Below are 26,613 nucleotides of genomic sequence, written 5' to 3'. Positions count from 1 at the left end.
AGTTAAACAATAGATGAATTGCTAAATTAAATAATACTGTACTTTTACCCTATTATTTTATACTGCTTTTAACGATAAAATAATTCTTGTTTTAAGAAGTTATTATTCTACATGAAAATTGCTATTTCCTTTCTACTAATGCTATGTGCTTTTTTGGGGTTTTCCCAAGAGCAGAATAGTAATTACGTTCAGAAGAAAGTAGCTGTTAAAGACTCTATTCAAATTGATTCTGTTAGTATTAATCCTTCACGTTTTACGGTGAAAACATTAGACAATACGCTTATCGATTCTACCTTATATACTATCGATTTTCCAAAGGCTTTATTGCGTTTTAAAATGCCTACTGAAATCGATAGCATCAAAATTGACTACTTGCGTTATCCCGATTTCTTAACCAAAGTTTACAAACAATTAGATGATGCGGTGGTGATAGAGCGGCCTTCAGAATACCAGCAATTATATACCTTACAAAACTCAACTAACAAGGACACATTTACACCTTTTGATGGCTTAACGACTTCCGGAAGTATTTCTAGAGGTGTCACTATAGGAAACAATCAAAATTCGGTATTAAATAGTGAACTCGACTTACAGATTTCAGGAAAACTGAGCGATAAAGTATCGTTGAGAGCCTCTATTCAAGATGCCAATATTCCGCTGCAAGAAAGTGGCTATTCGCAACGTTTAGATGAATTTGACCAAGTATTTATTGAATTATTTAGTGACGAATGGAATATACGTGCAGGTGATATTGACCTGGAAAACACAAAAAGCTATTTTGCTAATTTTTCAAAGCGTGTACAAGGGTTGTTGGTCAATGCCAACTTAAGTGATAAGACTTCTGTTTTTGCTTCAGGCGCTTTGGTTAGAGGTCAATTTACTACCACTCAATTTACCGCACAAGAAGGTAACCAAGGCCCTTATAAATTAACGGGTTCTAATAATGAATTGTATGTGCTTGTCGTTTCTGGCAGCGAAACGGTGTATGTTAATGGTGTGCCGTTACAACGTGGTGAAAACAACGATTACGTTATTGATTATAATGCTGGTGAAATTATTTTTAATTCCACTTTTCCGATAACGTCCGAAATGCGAATTACAGTCGATTATCAATTTAGTGAACGTAATTATTCAAGATTTACCGTTTTTGGTGGTGCTAATTATGAAACCGAAACTTTAAAATTAAATGTCGCCGTCTATTCTGAAAGTGATGCTAAAAATCAACCGTTACAACAAAATCTTTCTACAGAACAAACGGAAATATTAGCAAATGCAGGTGATGATTTAGATTTAATGACAGCGCCTTCAGCTTCGCCTGCCACCTATTCTGAAAATCGTATTTTATACCGAAAAGAAGTCATTGGCACAGAGGAAATCTATGTGTTTTCTAATAATGCTGAAGATGAATTGTACAGTCTTAGTTTTACTTTAGTCGGTGAAAATGAAGGTAATTACATCTTAAGTAATAGCAATGCTATCAACAACATTTATGAATATATCGCGCCAATTGCTGGTGTTCCTCAAGGAAATTATGAACCTATTACACAACTCGTAGCGCCAGAACGCTTGCAAATTGCCACTGTGAACGGCCAATACAATCCAAGCAAAAACACGGATGTCTTTTTTGAATTGGCAGCCAGTAAAAAGGATGACAATCTATTTTCTGACCTAGATGACAACAACAATGATGGCTATGCCGGAAAATTTACCTTAAAGCAAAATCTTATACAATCGGATAGCCTTTGGAATGTTTCCGCGCTTGTTGATGCTGATTTTATTCAAAAAAACTTTAATACCATTCAACGGTTATACAGAGCCGAATTTAATCGGGATTGGAATTTAAACACTTCAGATAATACCGAAGAAATTATCGATTATGGCAACCAACTGTTATTCACTTCTGGACTGCGATTATCGCATGCTAAAAAGGGGGTTGCGACGTATAATTTTGAACATTTAAACTATGCTGAAAACTTCAATGGAAACCGCCATAATGTTACTGCCAATTTACGTTTGGGTGATTTTCAGGTGTTTTCAAACTCAAGTCTTTTAAACAACGAAAGTAGCATTAACCAGTCAACATTTTTACGCTCGTTTAACCGTGTAATTTATGGTAAAAACAATAAATGGGCTGGTGCTAAATTTTCAACAGAAGACAACGAGCAACGCGTACTTGCAACAGATTCCTTAACGCCTTTAAGTCAGAAATTCAAGGCCTATGAAGCTTTTGTTGGTATAGGTGATAGCACAAAAGTTTACGCCGAAGTGGGATATGTAAAACGGTATAACGACAGTTTACGAAACAATTCTTTAAAGCGCGTTAACAGCTCTAACACTTATTATTTGAAATCGCGATTGATTCAAAATCAAAATACAAACCTTCAAGTCTTCTTAAATTATAGAGAATTAAAATCGGAAGATAGTAGCGTTGAAGATGAACAGAGTTTGAATAGTAGATTGAATTTTAATCAGAAATTATTCAATAACCTCATCGTCTTAAATACCAGTTTTGAAACCAATTCGGGTACTTTGGCACAACAAGATTTTACGTATGTTGAAGTTGAAGCAGGCCAAGGTGCTTACACGTGGATTGATTATAACGACAATGGCATTCAAGAATTAGATGAGTTTGAAATTGCGCAATTTGCAGACCAAGGCAGCTATATTAGAGTCCTATTGCCCAACCAGGTTTTTGTACAAACCCATCAAAATCGATTTGGACAAACCATAACTATAAACCCACAAAGCTGGAGTGTTTCAGAACAAAAATCGAAACAATTTTGGTCCCATTTCTACGACCAAGCCTCTTTTATTGTGGATAGTAAAAAGTTTAAAGATGAAAGTTCTTTTAACCTCAATCCTTTTGAAGCCTTAAAAGACGATTTAGATACGGAAGATTTTGTGTCCTTAAATTACAGCATTAGAAATGTGCTATTTTTCAACCGTGGGAAACAACACTATACCACATCATACACCTTTTTAACCAATAAAAGTCGAAACTTATTATCCACAGGTTTTCAGCAAAACAAAACTAACAGTCATCAGCTCAATTTCAATCATAAGTTTAATGTAAATTGGCTGGTAAACACCTTGGCAAGCATCGGAAAAGACGACAGTAAAAGCGAGAATTTCACAAATAGAAATTACACCATTGACAATTACCAATTAAAACCAAAACTGAGTTATTTATTTAGTGAAAATGCACAGTTCGATGTATTTTACCAATACGCTTCTAAAGAAAATACCATAGGAAGTTTAGAATCCTTAGCACAGAATAATTACGGTTTATCTTTCACCTATAACAACGCTCAAAAAATAGCACTAACAGGTGAGTTTAACTTTTTTGAAAATAAATTTGACGGCGATGCAAATTCGCCTGTTGCCTACCAAATGCTCGAAGGCTTACAACCTGGAAAAAACTTCACTTGGAGTTTATTAGCACAAAAAAAACTGACCAAATATTTAGATTTGAATTTGAATTATTTCGGAAGAAAATCGGAAACTTCAAAAATGATACATACAGGAACTATTCAGTTGAAAGCGTATTTTTAAATATTATAGATTATAGACCGCTTCGCTTTAAGAAAATAGATATTAGACAAGGCTCTTAGAACCAAAGAGATTGCAACGAAAAAACATGCCTAAGTTATAACATCTAGCAATCACGATAACTATAGGAACGGTCTAAGTTCTTTATCTAACGGCAACGATATTTAACGATAATCTATTTGTATAAACCCTTTAAAAATGGTATTATGTCCAGATACCAACAAAACAAATTAATGAAAGACTTTGTAATCATAGGTGCCGCACAAGCCGGACTTTCTATGGCTTATTTTCTAAAACAGAAACAAAAAGATTTTTTAATTATAGACCGCGAAGACCAAATTGGCGCCTCTTGGCTTAACCGTTGGGATTCTTTACAATTATTTACACCAACAGAGTTTAATCATTTAGTAGGCATGCCCTTTCCGGCACCTAAAAGTCATTATCCAGATAAATTTGAAGTCGCAGCGTATTTTAAACAATACGTTGACACCTTTCAGTTCCCCATTCAGCTTAACACCTTAGCGGAACGTATTGAAAAAAAGAACGACCATTTCATTATAAAAACCAACCAACAAGACATTAGCTGCAAACAGGTTATTATTGCTACAGGACCATTTCATATTCCTTTTACACCCGCTTGTCACACTAAACTTTCCGACAGCATATACCAAGTGCATAGTAATTATTATAAAAGCCCTAAGCAATTACAAAAAGGACCAACATTAGTCGTTGGTGGAGGTGATAGTGGTTTTCAAATTTTAGATGAAATTTCAAAAAACACTTCTGAAACCACCTATTTTTCTGGAAGCACGGATATTAAAACATTGCCACAAGAAATTTTAGGAAAAACCTTATGGTGGTGGTTCTCCATTACTGGGTTTTTAAGTTTTAGTAAAAATTCATGGATAGGGAAAAAGATAAGCCAATCTAAGCAACCTATTATCGGAACTGATGTAAAAACTATTATAAATCGTAATAATGTAGAGGTTGTTGGACACACCGTTAATGCTGAAGAAAACACAATAAAAACGGCAACAAAAAAGCTCACTAACGTTAAAAATATAATTTGGGCAACAGGTTATAAACCCAATTTTAAATGGATTGAAAACCTAGAACTCGCAGCAGACGGCTATCCTAAACACCAAAGAGGCATAAGCACTACAAAAGGCCTTTACTTTATTGGTTTACCTTGGCTACACACTAGAGGCTCTGCAACATTAGGTGGTATAAAAAAAGACGCCAAATATTTAGCCAATAAAATCCTTTAACTAACTACAATAGAACCATTTAAAATAACCACTTATTTATTAGCCATGTAACATTTATGACATAATTATTAGCTAAAATTTGTACCTTCGTAAATGTTATGACTAAATTGGTGGCATTTACATATTCACTATTGATACTGTTCCAAAGTTTCAATATCAGCTTAGAAGATTTTTCTAAGTTTGGTGTTTTATTGGAGCATGCGGACTATCATAAAGAAATGTACGGGGACACTTTTTTTGAATTTTTAGCAGAACATTATGGTAATGCTAAAATCACCCACGATAACAACCATAAAGAGCACAAAGATTTACCTTTTAAAGGCACACACCACTTTTGTTCACATATCAGTTCGGTTTTTATAAACACGACTATTACTTATGATTTTACGCAACGAGATTTTATAAAAATCCCTTTCAACTTTTATTATACAGACTCTCATACCAACTTTGAGAAATCTTCTGTTTTTCAACCGCCTAAACACGCCTAATTCATTTTAGATTTAATCCTGTTTTTTTTACAAAACAGGCATCCGTTATTTCTTAATTTTTATGAATTATGTTAGAATACATTATCAAATTCAGCTTAAAAAACAAGCTGATTATTTTCCTATTTACAGCTTTTATTGTTGGTTTTGGAATCCTTTCTATAACGCAAATTCCTATTGGAGCTGTACCAGATATTACCAACAACCAAGTACAGGTTATTACCACCTCGCGAAATTTATCAACGCAAGATGTTGAGCAATTTATCACCTACCCTGTAGAATTAGAAATGGCGAATTTACCTGGTGTAGAAGAAATTCGTTCAGTATCTAAATTTGGCTTATCCGTCGTCACCATTGTTTTTGAAGACGCTATGGGAACCTACTTACCCAGACAATTAATCGCCGAAAAAATAAAGTCAGCCTCCGAAAAAATCCCTGAAGGTTTTGGCAGCCCAGAAATGGGACCGATTACCACCGGTTTAGGTGAAATCTATCAATACATTTTAGATGTAAAACCGGGCTATGAAGACCAATACTCAGCAACCGACTTAAGAACCATTCAAGATTGGATTGTAAAGCGGCAACTCTCCGGAATTCCTGGTGTGGTTGAAGTGAATACTTGGGGTGGATTTTTAAAACAATATGAAGTGGCTATAAACCCGAAGCAATTAAACGCCATGGATATTTCAATTTCTGAAATCTATGAAGCACTCGAAAAAAACAATTCCGTTGCCGGTGGTGGTTATATTGAAAAAAATGATGAAGCCTTTTTTATACGTGGCGAAGGTTTAGTAAAATCTCTTGCAGACATAGAAAATATTGTCGTTAAAAACACAAGCACACCAATTTACATCAAAGATGTCGCTAAGGTTGGTTTGGGAAGTGCCACACGCTTTGGAGCCATTACAGGAAATGGAGAAGGTGAAAAGGTTTTAGGACAAATTATGATGATTAAAGATGGTAATTCTAAAGCCGTAATCAATGCCGTAAACGAACGTGTGACTTCTATTCAGCACACCTTACCAGAAGGCGTTTATATCAATGGTTTTTTAGAACGAAGCGAATTGATAAACAAAACCACATTTACAGTATCTGAAAATTTAATCCTCGGTTCACTTATTGTCATTTTTGTAGTGGTCTTATTGTTAGGAAATTTACGTTCTGGCTTGGTCGTCGCTTCAGTTATTCCTTTGAGTTTATTGTTTGCCATTTCTATGATGAATGTATTTGGCGTAGATGCCAATTTAATGAGTCTTGGCGCTATTGATTTCGGAATTATTATTGATGGTGCTGTTATTATTGTAGAGTTTATTGCCTTTCAAATAATTAGAAAAAGTGACCAACTAAAAGCAATCAACAAACACGAAAAACAGACCGAAATTGACAATATTACCCTAAAAAGTGCTTCAAAAATGATGAATTCGGCCATTTTTGGACAATTAATCATCCTCATTGTTTTTATTCCTATCTTAACACTAAGTGGTGTGGAAGGCAAAATGTTTAGACCCATGGCACTTACCTTTAGCTTTGCGCTCGTTGGTGCTATGCTTCTGTGTTTAACCTATGTGCCCGTAGTGGCTTCCTTATTTTTAAAACCTAGTCAACCGTCTTCAAAAAATGTTTCGGTACGCTTAATGAATTTTATCAAAAAAGGGTACGAACCTCTTATTGACTTTTCTTTAGCTCACAAAAAAATAGTTCTGAGTCTTTCTGCAATACTATTATTGTTAAGTGCATTTTTATTCAACAAAATGGGTGGCGAATTTATACCGACTCTAGATGAAGGTGATTTTGTAATTCAACCCGTTCTTAAAACAGGAACCTCCCTCGGAAAAACCATAGAAATCACCACAAAAATAGAACAGATTTTACTCGATAATTTTCCTGAAGTCGAACAAGTCGTTTCCCGAATTGGTGCAGCGGAAGTCCCTACCGACCCGATGTCTATGGAAGAGAGTGATGTTATCATTAAACTAAAACCTAAAAAGGAATGGGTTTCAGCAAATAGCAAAGACGAACTAGCCACTAAATTTAAAGATGCTTTAACAGTAATCCCTGGAATGGAAGTAGAATTCACCCAACCTATCGAAATGCGATTTAACGAACTTATAACAGGCGTAAGAGCTGATGTCGCTATTAAAATTTTTGGTGAAGACTTATCGGTTTTAGCCAAAAAAGCCAATGAAGTTAAAACCTTAATTGAACATGTAGAAGGTGCATCTGACATTGTGGTAGAAAAAGTTGAAGGTTTACCACAAATGAGCGTGGAGTACAATAGACATAAAATAGCCCGTTATGGCCTTAACATTTCCGATATTAATAAGCTTATTTCTATGGGATTTGCTGGTAAAACCGTTGGGAATGTCTTTGAAGGTGAAAAACGATTTGATTTCGTAGTTAGATTAGATGAAAACAGCAGAAAAAATCTTGAAAGTCTTCAAAATTTATATGTCGATGTGCCCAATGGTAGCAAGATTCCTTTGCGTGAATTAGCCACGATTACTTACACGGAAGGTCCTGCAAAAATTTCGAGAGATGATACCAAACGTAGAATCGTTGTCGGCGTAAATGTTAGAAATAGAGATTTAGAATCGGTAGTGACAGAGGTTAGAACTATTCTCGATACGCAATTACAACTTCCGGTGGGTTACAACATTACATATGGTGGCCAATTTGAAAATCTTCAAAGTGCTAAAGAACGCTTACTCATAGTAGTTCCCATAGCATTGATTCTAATTTTTGTACTCCTATATTTTGCATTTCATTCCGTAAAAGAAGCATTAATAGTGTATTCTGCCATTCCGCTAGCTGCTGTTGGTGGTGTGTTGTTATTGTGGTTGCGCGACTTACCCTTTAGTATTTCTGCAGGGGTTGGTTTTATTGCTCTATTTGGTATTGCCGTACTTAACGGTATTGTGCTTATAGAACATTTTAAGGCGTTACACGACGAGGAAGGCATGAATGACATTGAAGCGCTTGTAAAGCGAGGTACAACGGAACGTTTAAGACCTGTATTATTAACAGCTTCGGCCGCTGCCTTAGGATTTTTACCTATGGCCATTTCTACTAGTGCAGGTGCAGAAGTACAGCGTCCTTTGGCCACGGTAGTGATTGGCGGCCTGTTTACTGCCACTATTTTAACCTTAGTGGTGTTACCCGTTCTTTATGCATGGTATAAAAATAAAACAGCACATAAGATGAATAAAACAACAGTAGTCACTATCCTCGGTTTTCTATTTATGTGGCAAGGCAATGCCCAAACACCACTGACGGTAGAGCAAACTTTAGATGTCGCTTTAGCGAATAATGCCCATTTAAAAGCTTCACATTTAGAAATTGAAAAGAGCGATGCTTTGGTTGGAAGTGCTTTTAATTTTAATAAAACGGCGTTGTATTATAATTATGACCAGAGCAATTTAGCCGTGAACAACGAACCTTTAAAAGTATTTGGAATTGCTCAAGATTTTAAATTTCCAACGGCATATTTTGCAGATAAAAAAGCTAACAAAGCCAGAGTAGATTTAGAAACCTCTAGATACAACATTCAATTACAACAGCTTAAAAAACAAGTTTATTCTAGTTATTATCAATTAGGTTATGCGAAACAAAAGGCAGAAACCTATCGATTTTTAGATAGTTTGTATCATGATTTTGCACAGAAATCCGCACGACGTTTTGAACTTGGTGAGACCAATTATTTAGAAACTATTACGGCCGAATCTAAGCAAAAACAATTGCGAACCTTGTATAAGCAAGCACTGCAAGATGTTGCATATTCAAAAGAGCAATTAAAAGCAATTGTGCAAGTCGACACTATTGTTATAATAGACCAGGACTTAGACCAATTAGAATTAAACAGTCCTTCGCTTCAAGATAATTCTGGTTTACGATATTTCGAAAATGCCGAAAATTACCAGAATGCTCTTTATAAATCCGAAAAGCAAAGTCTTCTACCTGACCTTAGTTTCGATTATTTCCAAGGAACCAACGACCAATTAAATGATAATATTAGAGGCTATCAATTCGGGCTAAAAATCCCCTTGTTATTCTTTGGAAATTCTTCCAAAATCAAAGCCTCTAAAATTGCCAAAGACATCATTGTAGAGCAAAAACAAGATTATGAAGTCCAATTAAATTCAGAATATAAATCGTTGCTTACCACACTACATAAATTTGAAGAAGCTATTCATTATTACAATACCCAAGGCAAACGCTTAAAAAATGAAATTATTAAAACAGCCAATAGAACCTTTAAAGAAGGTGAAATTGACTTTTTTCAATACATCCAAAGTTTAGAAACCGCTACAGACATTGAGCTCACGTATCTCGATAATCTAAATGCGTACAACCAAACTGTTATTAGTATTAATCACCTTATTTTAAATCAATTTTAAAGATGAAATATTTATATATACTCTTATTCGCCATGCTATTTACAGCCTGCGGAAACGATAAAAACAATGAAGTCGAACTCGCACCGACAAAAGCAGACCATGACCATATTACCGTTACTAAAGCCCAATTTGAAAGTGAAAACATGGTGTTTGGAAGCTTAAGTGAATTCGATTTTAGTAATGGCATAAAAGTCAACGGCATGATAGATGTTCCACCACAAAGCAAATCGAGCATTTCTACGTTTATAGGTGGTTACATTACCAAAACACCGTTATTAATTGGCGATAGCGTTACTAAAGGACAAGCCTTAGTTACACTTGAAAACCCTGAATATGTAGAAATTCAACAAAACTACCTGGAAGTCGCAGAGCAATTGAAGTATTTAAAATCGGAATTCAATAGACAAAAAACCTTGTTTGATGAGCAAATAACCTCAGAGAAAAATTATCTCAAAGCGGAGAGTTTATACAAAAGCAATTTGGCCCATTATAATGGCTTACGCAAAAAACTGCAAATGATGAATATTAGTCCAAAACAAGTAGAAGCAGGACGAATTTCATCTCATATCACGTTGTATTCCCCAATATCTGGCGCTGTAAGTAAGGTTAACGTAAGTAATGGTGCTTACGTAGCACCAAGCGATGTAATTTTAGAAATTGTGGATACGGACCACATTCATTTAGAATTGGAAGTTTTTGAAAAAGACGTTATGAAAATCAAAAAAGGCCAAAGCATCCGTTTTCAAATTCCAGAAGCCTCAAACGAAATTTTTGACGCAGAAATTCATTTGGTAGGTACCACTATTGATCCAACCAGCAGACGTGTACAAGTACATGGACATGTGCATAATGAAGCGCATAATTTTATTGTAGGTATGTTTGTAGAAGCAGAAATTATTACCGAAAGCACCCAAAAAATGGGTGTACCCAAAGAAGCTTTAATACCCTTAGAAGACGGCACCTATGTTTTAATTTTAGAAGAGAAAAACGATAGTGAATTCCATCTTGAAAAAGTAAAATTAGAAATAGGAAAACAAACAGAAGATGCTGTTGAAGTTTTAAATACAGATGCTTTTAACAACCAACAAATTTTAATTAAAGGCACAGGTATGTTGCTGAATGAAAGCGAAGGAGGTCATAGTCACTAGAAAATTAAATGAGTGTTTTTAACGCAACCTTTTGTTCTATTTGGTATCTATAGAATATAAATTCTTAAAACAAATCAAAATCATCAATCTATCAAAATCAACTTATGAAATCATCACTTTTTGCCCTATTTCTGCTATTTTCTGTCTTAACCATTAATGCCCAAACACAAATTGAAGAGACCTCTAAAGAATCAGAAATTTCAACCAATCTGTTAGATTTGGTCATTGCAGGAACTTTAAATGTGAATTATGAGCGTTTATACAACAACAATCAATCGTTATTTATTGGTGCTAACTTCTTCGATAGTTATGCATATTATGATGTTGGTTATATTGATAAAACCACAGCTATCAGTCTAAATGCGGCATATCTTGTTTATTTCTCAAAGCATAAAGACCATGCCGGTTTTTTCTTTTTTCCACAACTTAAAGTAAGAACTGGGGAAATTTCGGTGGATGACGGTTACTATTATTATAATGATGGTTTTTCTGAATCTTATGTTGAAGATAAATACACTTATGATGTTTCAGGTATTTCTGCCGGATTTGGGATAGGCCATAAATGGATGTTTAGTAATAAATTCACCTTAACACTTAAGGGTGATGTAGCGAGAAACTTAGGGAATTTTGATACCGATTATTTAAGTAATGTTGAATTACGATTTGGTGTCAACTTTGGTTATCGTTTTTAACAGATAGTATATTTATAAAAACAAAATGTCCAAATGATTAGAATTTGGACATTTTTAGTCTTTGAGATTCCTTCCCGATAGTTTCGAGGTTCGTAGGAAATTATTATTTCATTTTCTTCAGCCAATGCTTTACATCAACCTCAGCTTTTATAATCTCTTTTAAATCTTCAATCTTTACACGTTTTTGTTCCATCGTATCTCTATGACGAATCGTAACGGAGTTATCTTCCAAAGTATCGTGATCTACGGTAATACAAAATGGTGTTCCGTTAGCATCTTGTCTTCTGTAACGTCTTCCAACAGCATCTTTTTCATCGTAAGTCACGTTGAAATCCCATTTTAAGTCTTCAACAATTTGTTTTGCGATTTCTGGTAAACCATCCTTTTTAACTAATGGTAAAATCGCTGCTTTATTAGGCGCTAAAACAGCTGGTAATTTTAAAACGGTTCTTGTAGTATTATTTTCTAATTCTTCTTCTACTAAAGCATTAGAAAATACAGCTAAAAACATACGATCTAAACCAATAGAGGTTTCTAAAACGTATGGCGTATAATTCGCTTTATCTTCATGATCGAAATACTGAAGTTTTTTACCTGAAAATTCTTCGTGCTGTTTTAAATCGAAATCGGTACGCGAGTGAATCCCTTCCAATTCTTTAAATCCAAATGGAAATTTAAATTCAATATCCGTAGCCGCATCTGCATAATGTGCTAATTTTTCGTGATCGTGAAAACGGTAATTTTCATCTCCTAAACCAAGAGATTTATGCCATTTTAATCGGGTTTCTTTCCAATACTCAAACCATTCTTTTTGAGTGCCTGGCTTAATAAAAAATTGCATTTCCATTTGTTCAAACTCACGCATTCTAAAGATAAACTGTCTTGCAACAATTTCATTTCTAAAGGCTTTTCCGGTTTGTGCTATTCCAAAAGGAATCTTCATACGTCCGGTTTTCTGAACGTTTAAGAAATTTACAAAAATACCTTGTGCCGTTTCTGGTCTTAAATATAAGTCCATTGCGGTTTCGGCAGAAGCCCCTAACTTAGTCCCAAACATGAGGTTGAACTGCTTAACATCGGTCCAATTACGACTTCCTGCAACAGGGCAAGCAATTTCCAATTCTTCAATTAATGCTTTTACATCAGCTAAATCTTCTTTTTCTAAAGATTGACCTAGACGTTTTAGAATAGAATCGATTTTTTCTTGGTAACCAACAACACGTCCGTTAGTAGAAACAAATTCTTCTTTATTAAAGGCATCACCAAAACGTTTAGCTGCCTTTTTGACTTCCTTTTCAATTTTAGCTTCAATTTTAGCACAATAGTCTTCTACTAAAACATCAGCTCTATAACGTTTTTTAGAATCCTTATTATCAATTAAAGGATCACTGAAAGCATCTACGTGACCAGACGCTTTCCATGTGGTAGGATGCATAAATATTGAAGCATCAATACCAACGATATTGTCATTCATCTGAACCATGGCTTTCCACCAATAGTCTCTAATATTTTTCTTTAATTCTACTCCATTTTGAGCATAATCGTACACTGCACTAAGTCCATCATAGATTTCACTACTCTGAAACACGTAACCATACTCCTTTGCGTGAGAGATTACTTTTTTAAATTGATCGTCGTTTGCCATAATACTGCAAAAATAGAAAACCGCTCTGATTAACAGAACGGTTTTTAAAAAATTATATCGTTAATTGTGAACTTAAATTAAATTAATTCAAAACTGGTGCTTCCCAATTTTATGTTTTCATGAAAAACATGAACAAAGTAATAGCCTTTTATTAATGGTTTATCATTACTATCAGCAACTATAGCCGTACAAATTTCTAAATTTTCATTTTTATAGTCAACGACTTCTTTTTTGCTGTAGACTAAAGATAAGTCTCCAAAAACTTCCTCACCTTGGTCAGAAATCACATTTCCACTAGGACTCACAATTTGAATATAAATATCTTTATCGCCCTCTAAAGTTAATGGGTTCTCAGTAAGTGTTAGGCATACGTCAATAGCATTGACACGTTTAGCACGTTTAGTTAAACGTTTTTTATCTGACTTTAACTTATAAGGTTCCACTTTAATATTATTGGCTTTTAATACTGCTGCATTATCAATAGATTTATGTAAAGCATCATTAGTATCTTCTAAATCATTAATAGTTGTTGTATTCTCTTTTATAGCATTTAAAGCATAGCGGTGCTTTTTCTGCAATTTTTTATTTGCAGAATTTAAGGAGTCAATAGTGCTTAGTAACACTTTGCTTTTAGATTTTAAAACTATAAGTTGATCTTTAAACTCAGTAATTATGGATAAATCACTATTTAATAATCTCAAAGAATCTAAAGCTAATTTAGTTTCTATTTTTGCTTCTTGGAGCTGAGAAGCCGTAAGATTATAGTCTTGGTTTTGTTCGTCGTAACCTAACAATAGATCTGATAGTTCCGTTTCTATCAAAACTTTTTCTTGTTCTAGGAATTCTTCGTAGGATTCAATGGATTTATATTTAGTAAAGCTATATATTCCTAAAACAGTTAAAACAACCAATAAAGAACTTATAATTAATCTGTAGTTAAATAGTTGAGGGTTAACTATCATTATTAATTTTCTTAATTTCATACGAAATTAGATTTATTCTATACATAGGATTATTTTATTCGATTAAGTGATGAAAAACTTGTTAAACTTATTATTTCCTAAGGTTTGCGAAGCCTGCAACACCGTTTTGACCGATAATGAGCTACTATTATGTACCAGTTGTAGACACCATTTACCGGTAACAAATTATCATTTTGATGATATAGAAGCCGTAAAAAAAGTAGTTTATGGTCGTATAAAATTAGAACAAGCAACGGCATTATTACATTTTTCTAAAAAAGGAATTGTACAGCAAATACTTCATAATTTAAAATATAGAGGTCACGAAGCCATAGGAGAATTTTTTGGCAAGTGGCTTGGTGCAGAATTAGCAACCATTGAAGCTTACAAACAAATTGATGTGGTTGTGCCTGTACCTTTGTACAAAACCAAATTACGAAAACGTGGCTATAACCAAGTTGCTAAATTTGGAAAAGAAATTGCAAAAGCCTTAAATGCCGAATATAATGATACCGTTTTAATAAAAACAAAAGCCACAAAAACACAAGTTTTTAAAGGACGTATGAAACGTTGGAATGACGATGGCGCACTATTTAATATTTCTGAAAATAAATCCTTAACAGGAAAACACATTTTATTGGTTGATGATATTGTTACCACTGGTGCAACGGTTGAAGCATGTGCTAGTGTTTTGTTAAAAATAGACGATATTAAGTTAAGTCTTGCTACCTTGGCAATTGCAGATTAATCTTAATCGTTTTTTCTAAAAAACCTAAAAATGATATGTTTTGAGTATCGCTTTTTATATTGTTTCTTTGTGCTAAATTATTTTGAATAAATGCGTATAAATTTAATACGAGTTTTAAGCCTTATTTTAATTGCAATTAGTATTGCAAGTTGTGCTAATCGTGGGAATCCATCTGGAGGAGATATAGATGTTGATCCACCGGTAATAACATCGTCTAAACCAGAAAATTATTCTACTAATTTTAAAGGTAAAGAGATTATTATCAATTTTAACGAATACATTAAAATTAAAGACCTTACGAAACAGCTTATTATCTCTCCACCTATGGACACGGCTCCCATTGTAACACCAATGAGTGGCGCGAGTAAATATATTTCCATTACAATTCAAGATACTTTAAAAGACAATACAACTTATGCTTTTAATTTTGGAGAAAGCATTGTAGATTACAACGAAGAAAATCCTTATCCTTATTATCGTTATGTCTTTTCTACAGGAAATCACATCGATTCATTGTCTGTAAACGGTCATGTAGAAGATGCCTTACTCCAAGAACCAGACACCTTTGTTTCTGTAATGTTGTACGAAGTAGATTCTACCTATACCGATTCTATTGTTTACAAGCAAAAGCCAAGATATATTACCAACACACTAGACAGTCTTACAACATATAAGATTGAAAATATTAAATCTGGAACCTATAAATTAGTCGCTATAAAGGATCAAAATTCGAATTATATGTTCGATCAAAAAAATGATAAAATAGGATTTAATGAAGGTTTTATTACCTTGCCTTCAGACTCTTCTACCTCTCATAAACTTACTTTATTTAAGGAAACGACTAATTTTAAAGCTATAAAGCCGAAACAAGAAGGAGACACCAAAATTATCTTTCCGTATGAAGGTGATTATGAGTCTATGCGTATTAAAGTTTTAGATAGCACACCAGAAGATTATAAAACCCGAATTATTAAAGACAAAGAAACAGATACACTTTACTATTGGTACCGCCCTAAATTTGAAGTGGACACCACCTTTTTTGTCGTTACTAACGAAAAATATATAGACACGTTTAAACACCGTTTTAGAAGTATAAAAGCAGATTCTTTAAAAATGTCTGCCCCAATACAAGGAACTATAAACTACGAAGAGGATTTTACAATGGAAGCTAATATTCCATTAACTAAAATAGATACCACAAAAATTAAAGTCATAGATAAAGATTCACTTCCTGTACCTTATAAAGTGAAGTATGATTCCATTTATAATGTGTATAAATTCCCTATTGAGAAACAAGAAAAACAGCAGTACAATTTTACTTTACTTCCAGGAACTTTTACAGATTTTTACGACAACACCAACCTGGATACTTTGAATTACACGGTGCGTACAAAACTAAAATCTGAATATGGTAGTATTAGAGTCAGCCTAAAAAATGCTAAACTTCCATTGATTGTTCAATTAATAAACAACAAAGGAGAGGTTTTATATGAGCACTATGCTAAGGATTCTCCTGTAGTAGATTTTATAAACTTAACGCCAAGACTATATAGTTTACGTGCTATTTTTGACACCAATGAAAATGGAAAATACGATACTGGAAACTACCTATTAGGTATACAACCGGAGCGTGTTGCTTATTTCCCTGAAGAAGTTGAAGTGCGTGCTGGATGGGATTATCCTACAGAATTTATTTTATTAGATTAAATTCATCACGATCATTTAAAAAGTTTAATTTTTCTCGGTATTTTTTAATACAATCTTTATCTAAGCTTACAATTTTGGTTGCTTCTTCGTTTTCAGATAAGGTATCTATTCTATTCCCTAAAACATCGTAGGCTACAGAATGACCAGAGTGTTCATAATTATTACCGTCTAAGCCAACTCTATTTACACCAACACAATAACACATGTTTTCGATGGCTCTAGCTTCTAATAAGGCATCCCAAGCTTTAATACGAACTTTTGGCCAATTGGCTACATAAATTAAGAGGTCATAATTCTCTACATTTCTAGACCAAACTGGAAAACGTAAATCGTAACAGACTAATGGACAAATTTTCCAGCCCTTATAGTTTAATATGACTTTTTCTGAACCTGCTGTATAAATTTTATGTTCGCCTGCCAATGTAAAGGTGTGACGTTTATCATATTTGGTTATAGTCCCAGAAGGTTCTACACAAACCATGCGATTATAAAAATTATTATCCTCAGTAATAACAAGACTTCCTAAGATAAGGACTTGTTTTTCTTTCGCTTTATTCTTCAACCAAGCTATAGTCTTACCATTCATGGTTTCAGCCACTGCAGCAGGATTCATGGTAAAACCAGAGGTGAACATTTCTGGTAAAACAACAAGATCAACACTATTACTTATAGCATTGATCTTATCGTTTAGTAAACGTCGATTTTCATCTGGGTTTTCCCAAACTAAAGGCGTTTGTATTAAGGCTACGTTTAAAACGTTAGACATAGTTATATTTTTTCTTTCGCTTTTTCTACTTTTTCAGTAAGCTTTTCTATTTTATCAATCCACTTATTCTCATCTACAGGAGACAATTTACCTTTTCTTTTTAACTTATCGAATTTCTTCTGTGCCTTATCTAGTTTTTCCTCTGCTTTTATTAAATTAGATTGTAGCTTTTCTTCTTTTTTTAAGGCCTTTTCTGCTTTCTTCTCAGCCTTATCTGCTTTTTTCTGAGCTTTTTCAGCGGCTTTCTTTTCTTTTTCTAATGCTTTTGCGGCTGCTTCTTTTTCTTTTAAGGCTTTGGCTTCTTCTTTCTCAAGCTTTTTTGCTGCCTTTTCTTCTTTTGCTTTCACCTTAGCTAACTGTTCTGTCTTTTCTGCTTTTGCTTTTTCTTCTGCTGCTAATTTAGCTTTAGCTTCTGCTTCTTGTAATTTTGCAGCTGCTTCTAATTTTGTTTTTTCTGTAATTGCTGCAGCTTCTTTAAAAATAATCGCTTTATCTTCTAAACTTAAAGATTCCGTAACATCCTTTCCTTCTAAAAAGATTTTCTGCTCTTTTACTTCATAGATTTTTCCTTCTTTTGTCACTTCTTGGGCATGTAAAAACACCACAAATAATAAGCTTACACAAGTTAATATATATTTCATAATTTTTATTTATTTACGTTATTCATTTTTTCTTTTGCGGCCTTGAGTGCTTCCTTTAGTTCTTCTAATTCTTCAGCACATTCTTCTTCATCTCTAGGAGATAGCTTTCCTTTTTCTTTAAGCTTTTCAAAGCGCTTTTGTTTACTTTCTAAACGTTTATTTGCCTTTAAAAAATCTTTACGAGCATCGTCTTGCGCTTCTAACCGCTCTTCTAAAGCGTCTTGCTTCTCTGCTAATTTTTCTTGCTTTTCTTCGGCTTCTTCTTGTGCCTTTTTCAACTCTTTTTGCTTTTCTTTAAGTTGCTCTTGCAATTCCTCAGCTTCCGATTCCGCTTTTTTATTCGCCTTTAATGTAGCTTTAATTTCAGACTTACGGTCTTCAGATAAAGTTTCCGTAACATCATTACCATTGCTTTCAATAGTACTTCCTTTTACCTCATAAACTTCACCATCTGAAGTAATAACTTGTTCTGAGCTCCCACAAGATAACATCAAACTTAATAGAAAACATGCTACTATATTTTGAAATTTCATATTTTATGTTTTGGTTCTATAGATAAGACCCAAAAAGACATCTTGAGTCACCATATTACGAAAGTTTTAACATTAAATCATATTCAAAATTTCAGCCGCTCGTACTAATGTTTCATCAGTTTTAGCAAAGCAAAATCGCAACACCTTGTCATCGTGGTTATTAGTGTTAAAAACCGAAAGTGGAATAGAGGCTATCTTAAATTCTGCAGTCAGTCGTTTAGCAAAATCCACATCGTATTCGTCGGTAATTTCAGAATAATCTAAGACTTGAAAATAGGTACCTTGAGCAGGTTGAAACTTAAATCGCGACTCTGATATTAAATTCAAAAACAAATCGCGTTTGCGTTGAAAAAAATTATGTAATTCTAAAAAGGTTGCTGCATCTTTCATATAATCTGCTATCCCTTTTTGAGAAGGATGATGCACCGAAAACACATTAAACTGATGCACTTTTCTAAACTCTGCCATTAAAGCTTCGGGGGCACAACAATAGCCAATTTTCCAGCCGGTATTATGAAATATTTTTCCGAAAGAAGCCGTTATAAAACTACGCTGTTTTAAGTCGGGATATAAGCACACACTTTGGTGCTCCTGATTGTCGAAAACAACATGCTCATACACCTCATCACTCAATACAATAATATCCGTATTTGCGGTTAACTTTTGGAGTTGAAGCATATCGCCTTTAGACCAAATAGTCCCACTTGGATTATGTGGCGTATTAATAATAATCACCCTTGTTTTAGACGATATTTTTGAAGCCACCTCAGCCCAATCTACCTGATAATTTGGTGCAGATAATTGAACAGCAATTGTTATTCCTCCATTAATTTGAACGGCTGGCTCATAACAATCATAAGCAGGTTTAAAAATAATGACCTCATCATTTTTATGTATAAATGCAGAAATGATGGTAAAAATAGCTTGGGTTGCACCTGCCGTAATTGTAATTTCTTTATCGGGATGGTAAGTACTTTTATAAAGTAAATTATACTTTTTAGTAATCGCCAAACGCAGTTCTAAATTGCCTGCCATAGGCGCATACTGATTATACCCATTATCCATAGCGGTACTCACCAAATTATTCAACTTTTGAGAACTTGGATAATCTGGAAAGCCTTGCGAAAGATTTAAGGCATTATGCGTTTTTGCCAAAGCACTCATTTCCGTAAAAATAGTCGTGCTTATATTGGGTAATTTAGATTTAAAATTCATTAAAATTATATGCTTTATATGCTAAAACATTAAAGATATAAAACAAGCTTTTCTATCTTTACAAAAACTAATAAAATATTAATGATGCGCTTATTAAAAATTCTTTTTCTTTTTGTTGCTTTTCAAGTTTCTGCCCAGCAAGGGGGCATGTGGATTCCTTCACTTTTAGAAGGGATGAATGAAGATGAAATGCAAAGTTTGGGTAGTAAATTAACGGCTCAAGACATATATGATGTTAACAATTCTAGCTTAAAAGATGCCATTGGTCATTTTAATGGCGGTTGTACGAGTGAAGTCATTTCGGACCAAGGTTTGATCCTCACCAATCACCACTGTGGTTACAGTCAGATTCAATCCCATTCGTCTCTAGAAAACGATTATTTAAAAGATGGATTTTGGGCCATGAATAAAGAAGAAGAATTACCTAATGAAGGTTTATTTATCGAATTTATTGTGAGTATTCACGATGTATCTGATGTAGTCTTAAAGGACATAACGGATACTATGACTGAAAAAGAAAAGCAATCTCAAATTGCTAAAAATAGTAATGCTGCCATGAAAACTTGGCCAAGAGAATCGTGGCAAGATGTAAAAACAAAAGCCTTTTATGAAGGCAATCAATACTTCCTTTTTGTCACGGAACGTTTTGAAGATATCCGTTTGGTTGGTGCTCCTCCAACTAGCATTGGAAAATTTGGAAGTGACACTGATAACTGGGTATTTCCACGTCATACTGGTGATTTTTCATTGTTTAGAATATACGCCGATGAAAATAACCGCCCAGCAAAGTACAGTAAAGATAATAAACCTTACACACCAAAACACTACCTTCCAGTATCATTAGATGGTGTAGAAGAAGGCGATTTCACTATGGTTTTTGGTTTTCCAGGGACTACAGAAGAATATCTTCCGGCGGTTGCGATTGAGCATATTACTAAAGAATTTAACCCAACCAATATTGCTATTAGAGAAGCTGCTTTAGAAGTCATTGATGAAAAAATGAAATCAAGTGACGAAATACGAATCAAATATGCGTCCAAACAAGCCCGAATTGCTAACTCTTGGAAACGATGGATTGGCGTTAATTTAGGTATCGAAAAAAGTAATGCGGTAGAACAGCGTAAAGCTTTTGAAGCTACGTTCACTAAAGCTTTAAAAGAAAAAGGGTTAGAAGATAAATACGGTCATATTCTACCAGAATTTGATAAGTTATATAAAGATTTTGCTGCTATAAATATTAAACGCAGAAACTTTATAGAAGTCTTTTTAACCACCAATGAGTTAATGCAAATGACTTTTAGAGCTTATCAAGTAGAACAAGCTTTAATTGAAAACCCCGCAATTCTTGAAAGAGGAAAAGAAGTTTTAACAGGCCAATTAAAAGGTATTCATAAAAATTATGATGCAGATTTAGATAAAGGTGTCTATGAAAATGTAATGCCATTTTACACGGATAATATAGATGCTTCTATTTATGAAAAAACAGCATTTACCAATTTAGAATCAGCATTAGAATTGCTTGAAGGGGATGCGGAAACCGTGATAAAAAATCTTAACAACGATGCGGCTTATGCCTATGCTAAACCTATTATCGCTGAGTTTTTTGAAACGATTAATCCAGAATACGAAGAAAAAAACACACCAATTACCGCTTTACAAACCGAATACATGACGGCCTTAATGGAAGCATTACCTGAAGAACGTTACTTTCCAGATGCTAACAGCACACTGCGTGTTACCTACGGACAAGTTAGAGGCTATTCACCTAGAGATGCGGTATATTACAGTCCGGTGAGTTACTTAGATGGCGTTATTGAAAAATACGTTCCTGGTGATTACGAGTTTGATGTACCACAAAAATTGATTGAGCTATACGAATCTAAAGATTACGGTCAATATGCAGACAGCAACGGCAAAGTACCGGTTTGTTTTTTAGGCACAAATCATACCACAGGTGGTAATTCTGGAAGTCCAGCCATTGATGCACACGGAAACTTAGTAGGCTTAAACTTTGACCGTGTTTGGGAAGGAACTATGAGTGATATGAATTACGATCCAGAAATTTGCCGTAACATCATGGTCGATTTACGTTATGTCCTTTTTATTATTGACAAATATGCTGGTGCACAACATTTAATTGACGAAATGACATTGGTGCACCCTAAAAAAAAGGATTCTACATCTAAGAAAAATAAGAAGAAAAAACGTAAGAAACGTAGTTAGTTAGCAGTTGATAGCTGATATATAATAAACAAATTTATTAGACCTCATCGTTTATAACGGTGAGGTTTTTTTGTGTTTGACATTTTCGCTTCTCGATACAATTCCTCATTCTTCGGAATCACTCGAAGTGACGTAATAGATTCATCTTAGATTTAGAATTTCAATTGAAGTAGAATCGTCAGTTCGAATGAAGTTGCTTTTTCTGCAATTTTGTATCGAGAACTAAACTGGAACTATAAGGTTTAACTGATTATATGAGCTTCTCGATACAATTTCCTCGTTCCTCACAAATCACTCGAAGTGACGTTGTAGTTTCATGATAAATATAAATTTTCAACTGGAGCAGATTCGTCAGTTCGAGTGAAATTGCTTTTTTTGCAATTTTGTATCGAGAACTAAACTGGAACTATAAGGTTTAACTGATTATATGGGCTTCTCGATACAATTTCCTCGTTCCTCACAAATCACTCGAAGTGACGTTGTAGTTTCATGATAAATGTAAATTTTCAATTGGAGCAGATTCGTCTGTTCGAGAGAAATTGCTTTTTTTGCAATTTTATATCGAGAACAAAACTGGAGCTATAAGATTTAGTTGATTATATGAGCTTCTCGATACAATTTCCTCGTTCCTCACAAATCACTCGAAGTGACGTTGTAGTTTCATGATAAAGATAAATTTTCAATTTGAGCAGATTCGTCAGTTCGAGTGAAATTGCTTTTTCTGCAATTTTGTATCGAGAACCTCTAAAATTTCTTTTTTGCTAGATTTGGAAGCTTATCAAATTCTTCATTAATTAAAGCTTCTTTTTTTGCCCTCGACCATTTCTTAATTTGTTTTTCAGTCTGAATTGCTAAATTAATATCTGTAAATTCTGCATAAAATACTAATTCTAATGGTCTACGATTATACATGTAACTGTCTTTATGTTTTCCTGTTTGGTGTTCATTTAACCGTTGCGTTAAATTCGAGGTTATTCCTGTATAGTAACTGTCATCAGAACATTTTAAAATATAGACATAAGATTGTTTCATGTTCTAAATATAGAAACTTCTCGATACAATTCCTCATTCTTCGGAATCACTCGAAGTGACGTTGTAGTTTCATGATAAATGTAAATTTTCAATTGGAGCAGATTCGTCTGTTCGAGTGAAGTTGCTTTTTCTGCAATTTTGTATCGAGAACCTCTAAAATTTCTTTTTTGCTAGATTTGGAAGCTTATCAAATTCTTCATTAATTAAAGCTTCTTTTTTTGCCCTCGACCATTTCTTAATTTGTTTTTCAGTCTGAATTGCTAAATTAATATCTGTAAATTCTGCATAAAATACTAATTCTAATGGTCTACGATTATACATGTAACTGTCTTTATGTTTTCCTGTTTGGTGTTCATTTAACCGTTGCGTTAAATTCGAGGTTATTCCTGTATAGTAACTGTCATCAGAACATTTTAAAATATAGACATAAGATTGTTTCATGTTCTAAATATAGAAACTTCTCGATACAATTCCTCATTCTTCGGAATCACTCGAAGTGACGTTGTAGTTTCATGATAAATGTAAATTTTCAATTGGAGCAGATTCGTCTGTTCGAGTGAAATTGCCTTTTTTGCAATTTTATATTGAGAACCGCATTAAAAAACCCTCACATTTCTGCAAGGGTTAATTTATATTTGAGATTCTTAGCTTTCGCTCAGAATGACATTAGTAACGGTAATGTTCAGGTTTATATGGTCCTTCAACCTTTACACCAATATAACTAGCTTGGTCTTCTTTTAATTCTGTAAGCTCAACACCAATTTTTTCAAGGTGTAATTTAGCTACTTTTTCGTCTAAGTGCTTAGGTAGCATATAAACATCATTTTCGTAACTAAAACTATTTTTCCAAAGCTCTATTTGTGCCAACGTTTGGTTGGTAAATGAATTGCTCATTACAAAACTTGGGTGACCAGTTGCACAACCTAAGTTTACTAAACGGCCTTCTGCTAAAACAATAATGTCTTTTCCGTCGATAGAATATTTATCAACCTGAGGCTTAATAGTATCTTTTGTGCTTCCGTATTTCTCATTTAACCAACCCATTTGAATTTCGTTATCAAAGTGACCAATATTACAAACAATGGTCTTGTCTTTCATCGCTTCAAAATGCTCAGCTCTTACGATATCTTTGTTTCCTGTAGTGGTGATAATAATATCTGAATTGCCAACAACGGTTTCTAATTTTTTAACTTCAAAACCATCCATTGCTGCTTGTAAAGCACAGATTGGGTCAATTTCAGTAATGGTTACAATAGATCCAGCACCTTTAAAAGAAGCCGCTGTCCCTTTACCAACATCACCATAACCACAAACCGTCACACGTTTACCAGCTAACATAACATCTGTTGCTCTACGAATTGCATCTACAGCAGATTCTCTACAACCGTATTTATTATCAAACTTAGATTTAGTAACCGAATCGTTAACGTTAATCGCGGGCATTGGTAAAGTCCCATTTTTAACACGCTCATAAAGTCTGTGAACTCCAGTGGTTGTTTCTTCAGAAAGCCCTTTAATACCTTCCGCTAATTCTGGATATTTATCTAAAACCATATTCGTTAAATCACCACCATCATCTAAAATCATGTTTAATGGCTTACGGTCTTCTCCAAAGAAAAGGGTTTGTTCTATACACCAATCAAACTCTTCTTCGGTGAGTCCTTTCCAAGCGTAAACCGCTGTTCCTGCGTCTGCAATAGCAGCAGCAGCTTGATCTTGTGTAGAGAAAATATTACAAGAACTCCAAGTAACTTCTGCACCTAAAGCTTGTAAGGTTTCAATTAAAACAGCTGTTTGAATCGTCATATGCAAACAACCTGCAATACGTGCTCCTTTTAAAGGCTGCTCGTTTTTATATTCTTCTCTAATACTCATTAAACCTGGCATTTCTGCTTCGGCTAATTCAATTTCTTTTCTTCCCCAAGCCGCAAGCGACATGTCTTTTACCTTGTTAGGTACGTAAGCAACTGTTTTTGTACTCATATTCTTATTCTCGTTATTTTTTATATTATGAAACACCTTTGGGGTTAGCACTTAAATAGTTAAATTCGCTATTGAAAAAATGCCAAATCTGCCTTAGGCAGTGCAAAGATAATCAATAACATTCAGAATTTTAAATGCCACTATATAAAACCATTAGTGTTAACTCACAAACTACTGTTAAAATCTGGAAGATTGAAGAATCTTACGATAATTTAATGAAGCCTTTAGATTTAAAAGCCAGCAGTTTAAAACGTGTTTTAGGCATGAAAAGCGAACTGCACCAACGGGGTTTTTTGAGCGTTCGTCATTTACTCCACGAGTTTGGTTATACAGATCAAGATTTATATTACGACGAATACGGAAAACCACACCTTAAAGATGGAAAGCATATTTCTATTACCCACTCATTTACATTTTCTGGTGTAATTGTTAGTGACAAAGAAGTGGGGATTGATATCGAAAAGCAACGCGAAAAAATAAGTGTTATTGCACACAAATTTGTAGATTATGAATTCGATTATTTAAAATCTACAGATGAAGATTATATCAATAGGCTTACCGTAATTTGGGGCATTAAAGAATCGCTTTATAAACTTTTTGCAACACCAGGCATGCTATTTAAAGAACACTTTTTAGTGATACCTTTTATGCTTAAAGATGGTAAAACAGTGGCTTGGATAGACTATAAAAATAAAAAACACCGATACAATACGGCCTTTTTAGAATTTGAAGGTTTTACTTGTGCCTATGTGGTTCCTTAAATAGTGGTTAGTGGTTAGTGGTTAGTAAGATGAGGTTTGAGGTTATAAAATAAAAAAATGAAGTCTATTATTGTTTAATAGTGATACGCTAAAGAAAAGAATGAACAAAAAAAGAACGGATATATTAAGTCGCATAACAAAAGCACAGAAGTGCCTTGCTGTTTTAATTGACCCTGATAAAATGAAGCTTACTTCAGTGCCTCGTTTTATAAAAAAAGCCAATCAGTCTATCGCTACACATATTTTTGTTGGAGGTAGTGAGGTTGATGAAGGCTTAACCGAATCTTTAGTTGTAGAAATAAAAAAATACACTGAACTTCCTGTTGTATTATTTCCTGGAGACATCATTCAAATTACAGATAAAGCCGATGGTATTTTGTTTTTATCTTTAATTTCTGGGCGGAATCCCGATTATTTAATAGGAAAACAAGTTAAAGCGGTATCGAAGTTAAGTACCTCTAATTTAGAAATTATTCCCACGGGCTATATTTTAATAGAAAACGGAAAGGAAACCGCTGTTCAGCGTGTTAGTGAAACCAAACCAATACCTCAACAAGCGCTTCAAACGATTAAAGACACCGCAAAAGCAGGTGAATTATTAGGCATGAAACTGATTTATCTTGAAGCGGGTAGCGGAGCCATACAAGCTATTGCGCCGCATATCATTTCAGAAGTAAAACAAAATATCAATATTCCTTTAATAGTAGGTGGTGGTATTAGAACCAAAAGCGAATTAGAATCTGCTTATATTGCAGGTGCAGACTTGGTGGTTATAGGCACCGCCTTTGAAGATGATGACACTTTTTTTGATGATTTAAAAAAACAAAAATTACAAACAAATATTTAATATTAAACGCCCCG

At 34.1% G+C, this 26,613-nt stretch carries 20 protein-coding genes; 11 read left to right on the top strand and 9 right to left on the bottom strand.

Translation table 11 applies throughout. The features are described from left to right. Positions 1-111 precede the first annotated feature (111 nt). From HM982_RS10070 to HM982_RS10045, 6 genes are all read left to right on the top strand, one after another. Entirely contained in the window at positions 112-3,552 is a 3,441-nt protein-coding gene (locus HM982_RS10070) for a hypothetical protein (protein WP_179353031.1), read from the top strand. A 230-nt stretch (positions 3,553-3,782) separates the two neighbouring features. Beyond that, positions 3,783-4,817, top strand: a complete 1,035-nt coding sequence (locus HM982_RS10065) for a flavin-containing monooxygenase (RefSeq protein ID WP_179353030.1) — start codon at positions 3,783-3,785, stop codon at positions 4,815-4,817. 98 nt (positions 4,818-4,915) lie between these two features. Next, complete coding sequence (locus HM982_RS10060) at positions 4,916-5,305, top strand: hypothetical protein (RefSeq protein ID WP_179353029.1); 390 nt, start codon at positions 4,916-4,918, stop codon at positions 5,303-5,305. 68 nt (positions 5,306-5,373) lie between these two features. Then, entirely contained in the window at positions 5,374-9,696 is a 4,323-nt protein-coding gene (locus HM982_RS10055; protein ID WP_179353028.1) for a CusA/CzcA family heavy metal efflux RND transporter, read from the top strand. A 2-nt stretch (positions 9,697-9,698) separates the two neighbouring features. Then, positions 9,699-10,844 (top strand): efflux RND transporter periplasmic adaptor subunit, encoded by a 1,146-nt coding sequence (locus HM982_RS10050; protein ID WP_179353027.1) that lies wholly within the window; start codon positions 9,699-9,701, stop codon positions 10,842-10,844. Positions 10,845-10,948: 104 nt separating this feature from the next. Beyond that, on the top strand, positions 10,949-11,536 hold the full coding sequence (locus HM982_RS10045) for a DUF3575 domain-containing protein (protein ID WP_179353026.1): 588 nt from the start codon (positions 10,949-10,951) through the stop codon (positions 11,534-11,536). Positions 11,537-11,639: 103 nt separating this feature from the next. On the opposite strand, the gene HM982_RS10040 is transcribed toward HM982_RS10045, so the two are convergent. Together HM982_RS10040 and HM982_RS10035 are read right to left on the bottom strand one after the other, a co-directional pair. Next, complete coding sequence (locus tag HM982_RS10040) at positions 11,640-13,181, bottom strand: glycine--tRNA ligase (protein ID WP_179353025.1); 1,542 nt, start codon at positions 13,179-13,181, stop codon at positions 11,640-11,642. 77 nt (positions 13,182-13,258) lie between these two features. Beyond that, complete coding sequence (locus HM982_RS10035) at positions 13,259-14,164, bottom strand: hypothetical protein (protein ID WP_179353024.1); 906 nt, start codon at positions 14,162-14,164, stop codon at positions 13,259-13,261. Positions 14,165-14,213: 49 nt separating this feature from the next. Between HM982_RS10035 and HM982_RS10030 the strand changes: the two genes are divergently transcribed. Both HM982_RS10030 and HM982_RS10025 read left to right on the top strand, forming a co-directional pair. After that, positions 14,214-14,891 carry a ComF family protein gene (locus HM982_RS10030; protein WP_179353023.1) on the top strand — a complete coding sequence of 226 codons (678 nt, stop codon included), beginning with the start codon at positions 14,214-14,216 and terminating at the stop codon, positions 14,889-14,891. A 90-nt stretch (positions 14,892-14,981) separates the two neighbouring features. Further along, positions 14,982-16,598: an Ig-like domain-containing protein gene (locus HM982_RS10025; protein ID WP_179353022.1), complete on the top strand. Its 1,617-nt coding sequence runs from the start codon at positions 14,982-14,984 to the stop codon at positions 16,596-16,598. Here HM982_RS10025 and HM982_RS10020 read toward each other — a convergent pair. The 4 genes from HM982_RS10020 to HM982_RS10005 all read right to left on the bottom strand — a co-directional run bounded on the left by HM982_RS10020 (position 16,582) and on the right by HM982_RS10005 (position 19,753). Then, positions 16,582-17,364: an amidohydrolase gene (locus tag HM982_RS10020; RefSeq protein WP_179353021.1), complete on the bottom strand. Its 783-nt coding sequence runs from the start codon at positions 17,362-17,364 to the stop codon at positions 16,582-16,584. The two genes, HM982_RS10025 and HM982_RS10020, sit on opposite strands and share 17 nt — an antisense overlap. A gap of 2 nt (positions 17,365-17,366) precedes the next feature. Continuing rightward, a complete protein-coding gene (locus HM982_RS10015) occupies positions 17,367-18,005 on the bottom strand; it encodes a hypothetical protein (protein WP_179353020.1) in 639 nt (212 codons plus the stop codon). A 5-nt stretch (positions 18,006-18,010) separates the two neighbouring features. Then, positions 18,011-18,538 carry a hypothetical protein gene (locus HM982_RS10010; protein ID WP_179353019.1) on the bottom strand — a complete coding sequence of 176 codons (528 nt, stop codon included), beginning with the start codon at positions 18,536-18,538 and terminating at the stop codon, positions 18,011-18,013. A 72-nt stretch (positions 18,539-18,610) separates the two neighbouring features. Beyond that, the gene (locus tag HM982_RS10005; RefSeq protein ID WP_179353018.1) at positions 18,611-19,753 is read right to left on the bottom strand and encodes a methionine aminotransferase; all 1,143 of its coding nucleotides are present in this window, start codon (positions 19,751-19,753) and stop codon (positions 18,611-18,613) included. Between the two features lie 84 nt (positions 19,754-19,837). On the opposite strand from HM982_RS10005, the gene HM982_RS10000 reads away from it, so the two are divergent. Then, the gene (locus HM982_RS10000) at positions 19,838-21,976 is read left to right on the top strand and encodes a S46 family peptidase (RefSeq protein WP_179353118.1); all 2,139 of its coding nucleotides are present in this window, start codon (positions 19,838-19,840) and stop codon (positions 21,974-21,976) included. A gap of 744 nt (positions 21,977-22,720) precedes the next feature. Here HM982_RS10000 and HM982_RS09995 read toward each other — a convergent pair. The 3 genes from HM982_RS09995 to ahcY all read right to left on the bottom strand — a co-directional run bounded on the left by HM982_RS09995 (position 22,721) and on the right by ahcY (position 24,991). Further along, positions 22,721-23,008, bottom strand: a complete 288-nt coding sequence (locus HM982_RS09995) for a GIY-YIG nuclease family protein (RefSeq protein WP_179353017.1) — start codon at positions 23,006-23,008, stop codon at positions 22,721-22,723. A 153-nt stretch (positions 23,009-23,161) separates the two neighbouring features. Further along, positions 23,162-23,449: a GIY-YIG nuclease family protein gene (locus HM982_RS09990; protein ID WP_179353017.1), complete on the bottom strand. Its 288-nt coding sequence runs from the start codon at positions 23,447-23,449 to the stop codon at positions 23,162-23,164. Between the two features lie 225 nt (positions 23,450-23,674). Continuing rightward, a complete protein-coding gene (gene ahcY, locus HM982_RS09985) occupies positions 23,675-24,991 on the bottom strand; it encodes an adenosylhomocysteinase (RefSeq protein WP_179353016.1) in 1,317 nt (438 codons plus the stop codon). 134 nt (positions 24,992-25,125) lie between these two features. On the opposite strand from ahcY, the gene HM982_RS09980 reads away from it, so the two are divergent. Further along, positions 25,126-25,752 carry a 4'-phosphopantetheinyl transferase family protein gene (locus tag HM982_RS09980; RefSeq protein WP_179353015.1) on the top strand — a complete coding sequence of 209 codons (627 nt, stop codon included), beginning with the start codon at positions 25,126-25,128 and terminating at the stop codon, positions 25,750-25,752. A 100-nt stretch (positions 25,753-25,852) separates the two neighbouring features. Further along, positions 25,853-26,599 carry a geranylgeranylglyceryl/heptaprenylglyceryl phosphate synthase gene (locus HM982_RS09975; RefSeq protein WP_179353014.1) on the top strand — a complete coding sequence of 249 codons (747 nt, stop codon included), beginning with the start codon at positions 25,853-25,855 and terminating at the stop codon, positions 26,597-26,599. Positions 26,600-26,613: the final 14 nt, after the last annotated feature.

This window comes from Winogradskyella vidalii, from assembly GCF_013403955.1.
Classification (GTDB): domain Bacteria; phylum Bacteroidota; class Bacteroidia; order Flavobacteriales; family Flavobacteriaceae; genus Winogradskyella; species Winogradskyella vidalii.
Note: the sequence above shows the minus strand (reverse complement) of the source record. Positions and strands in the feature narration are given on the sequence as shown.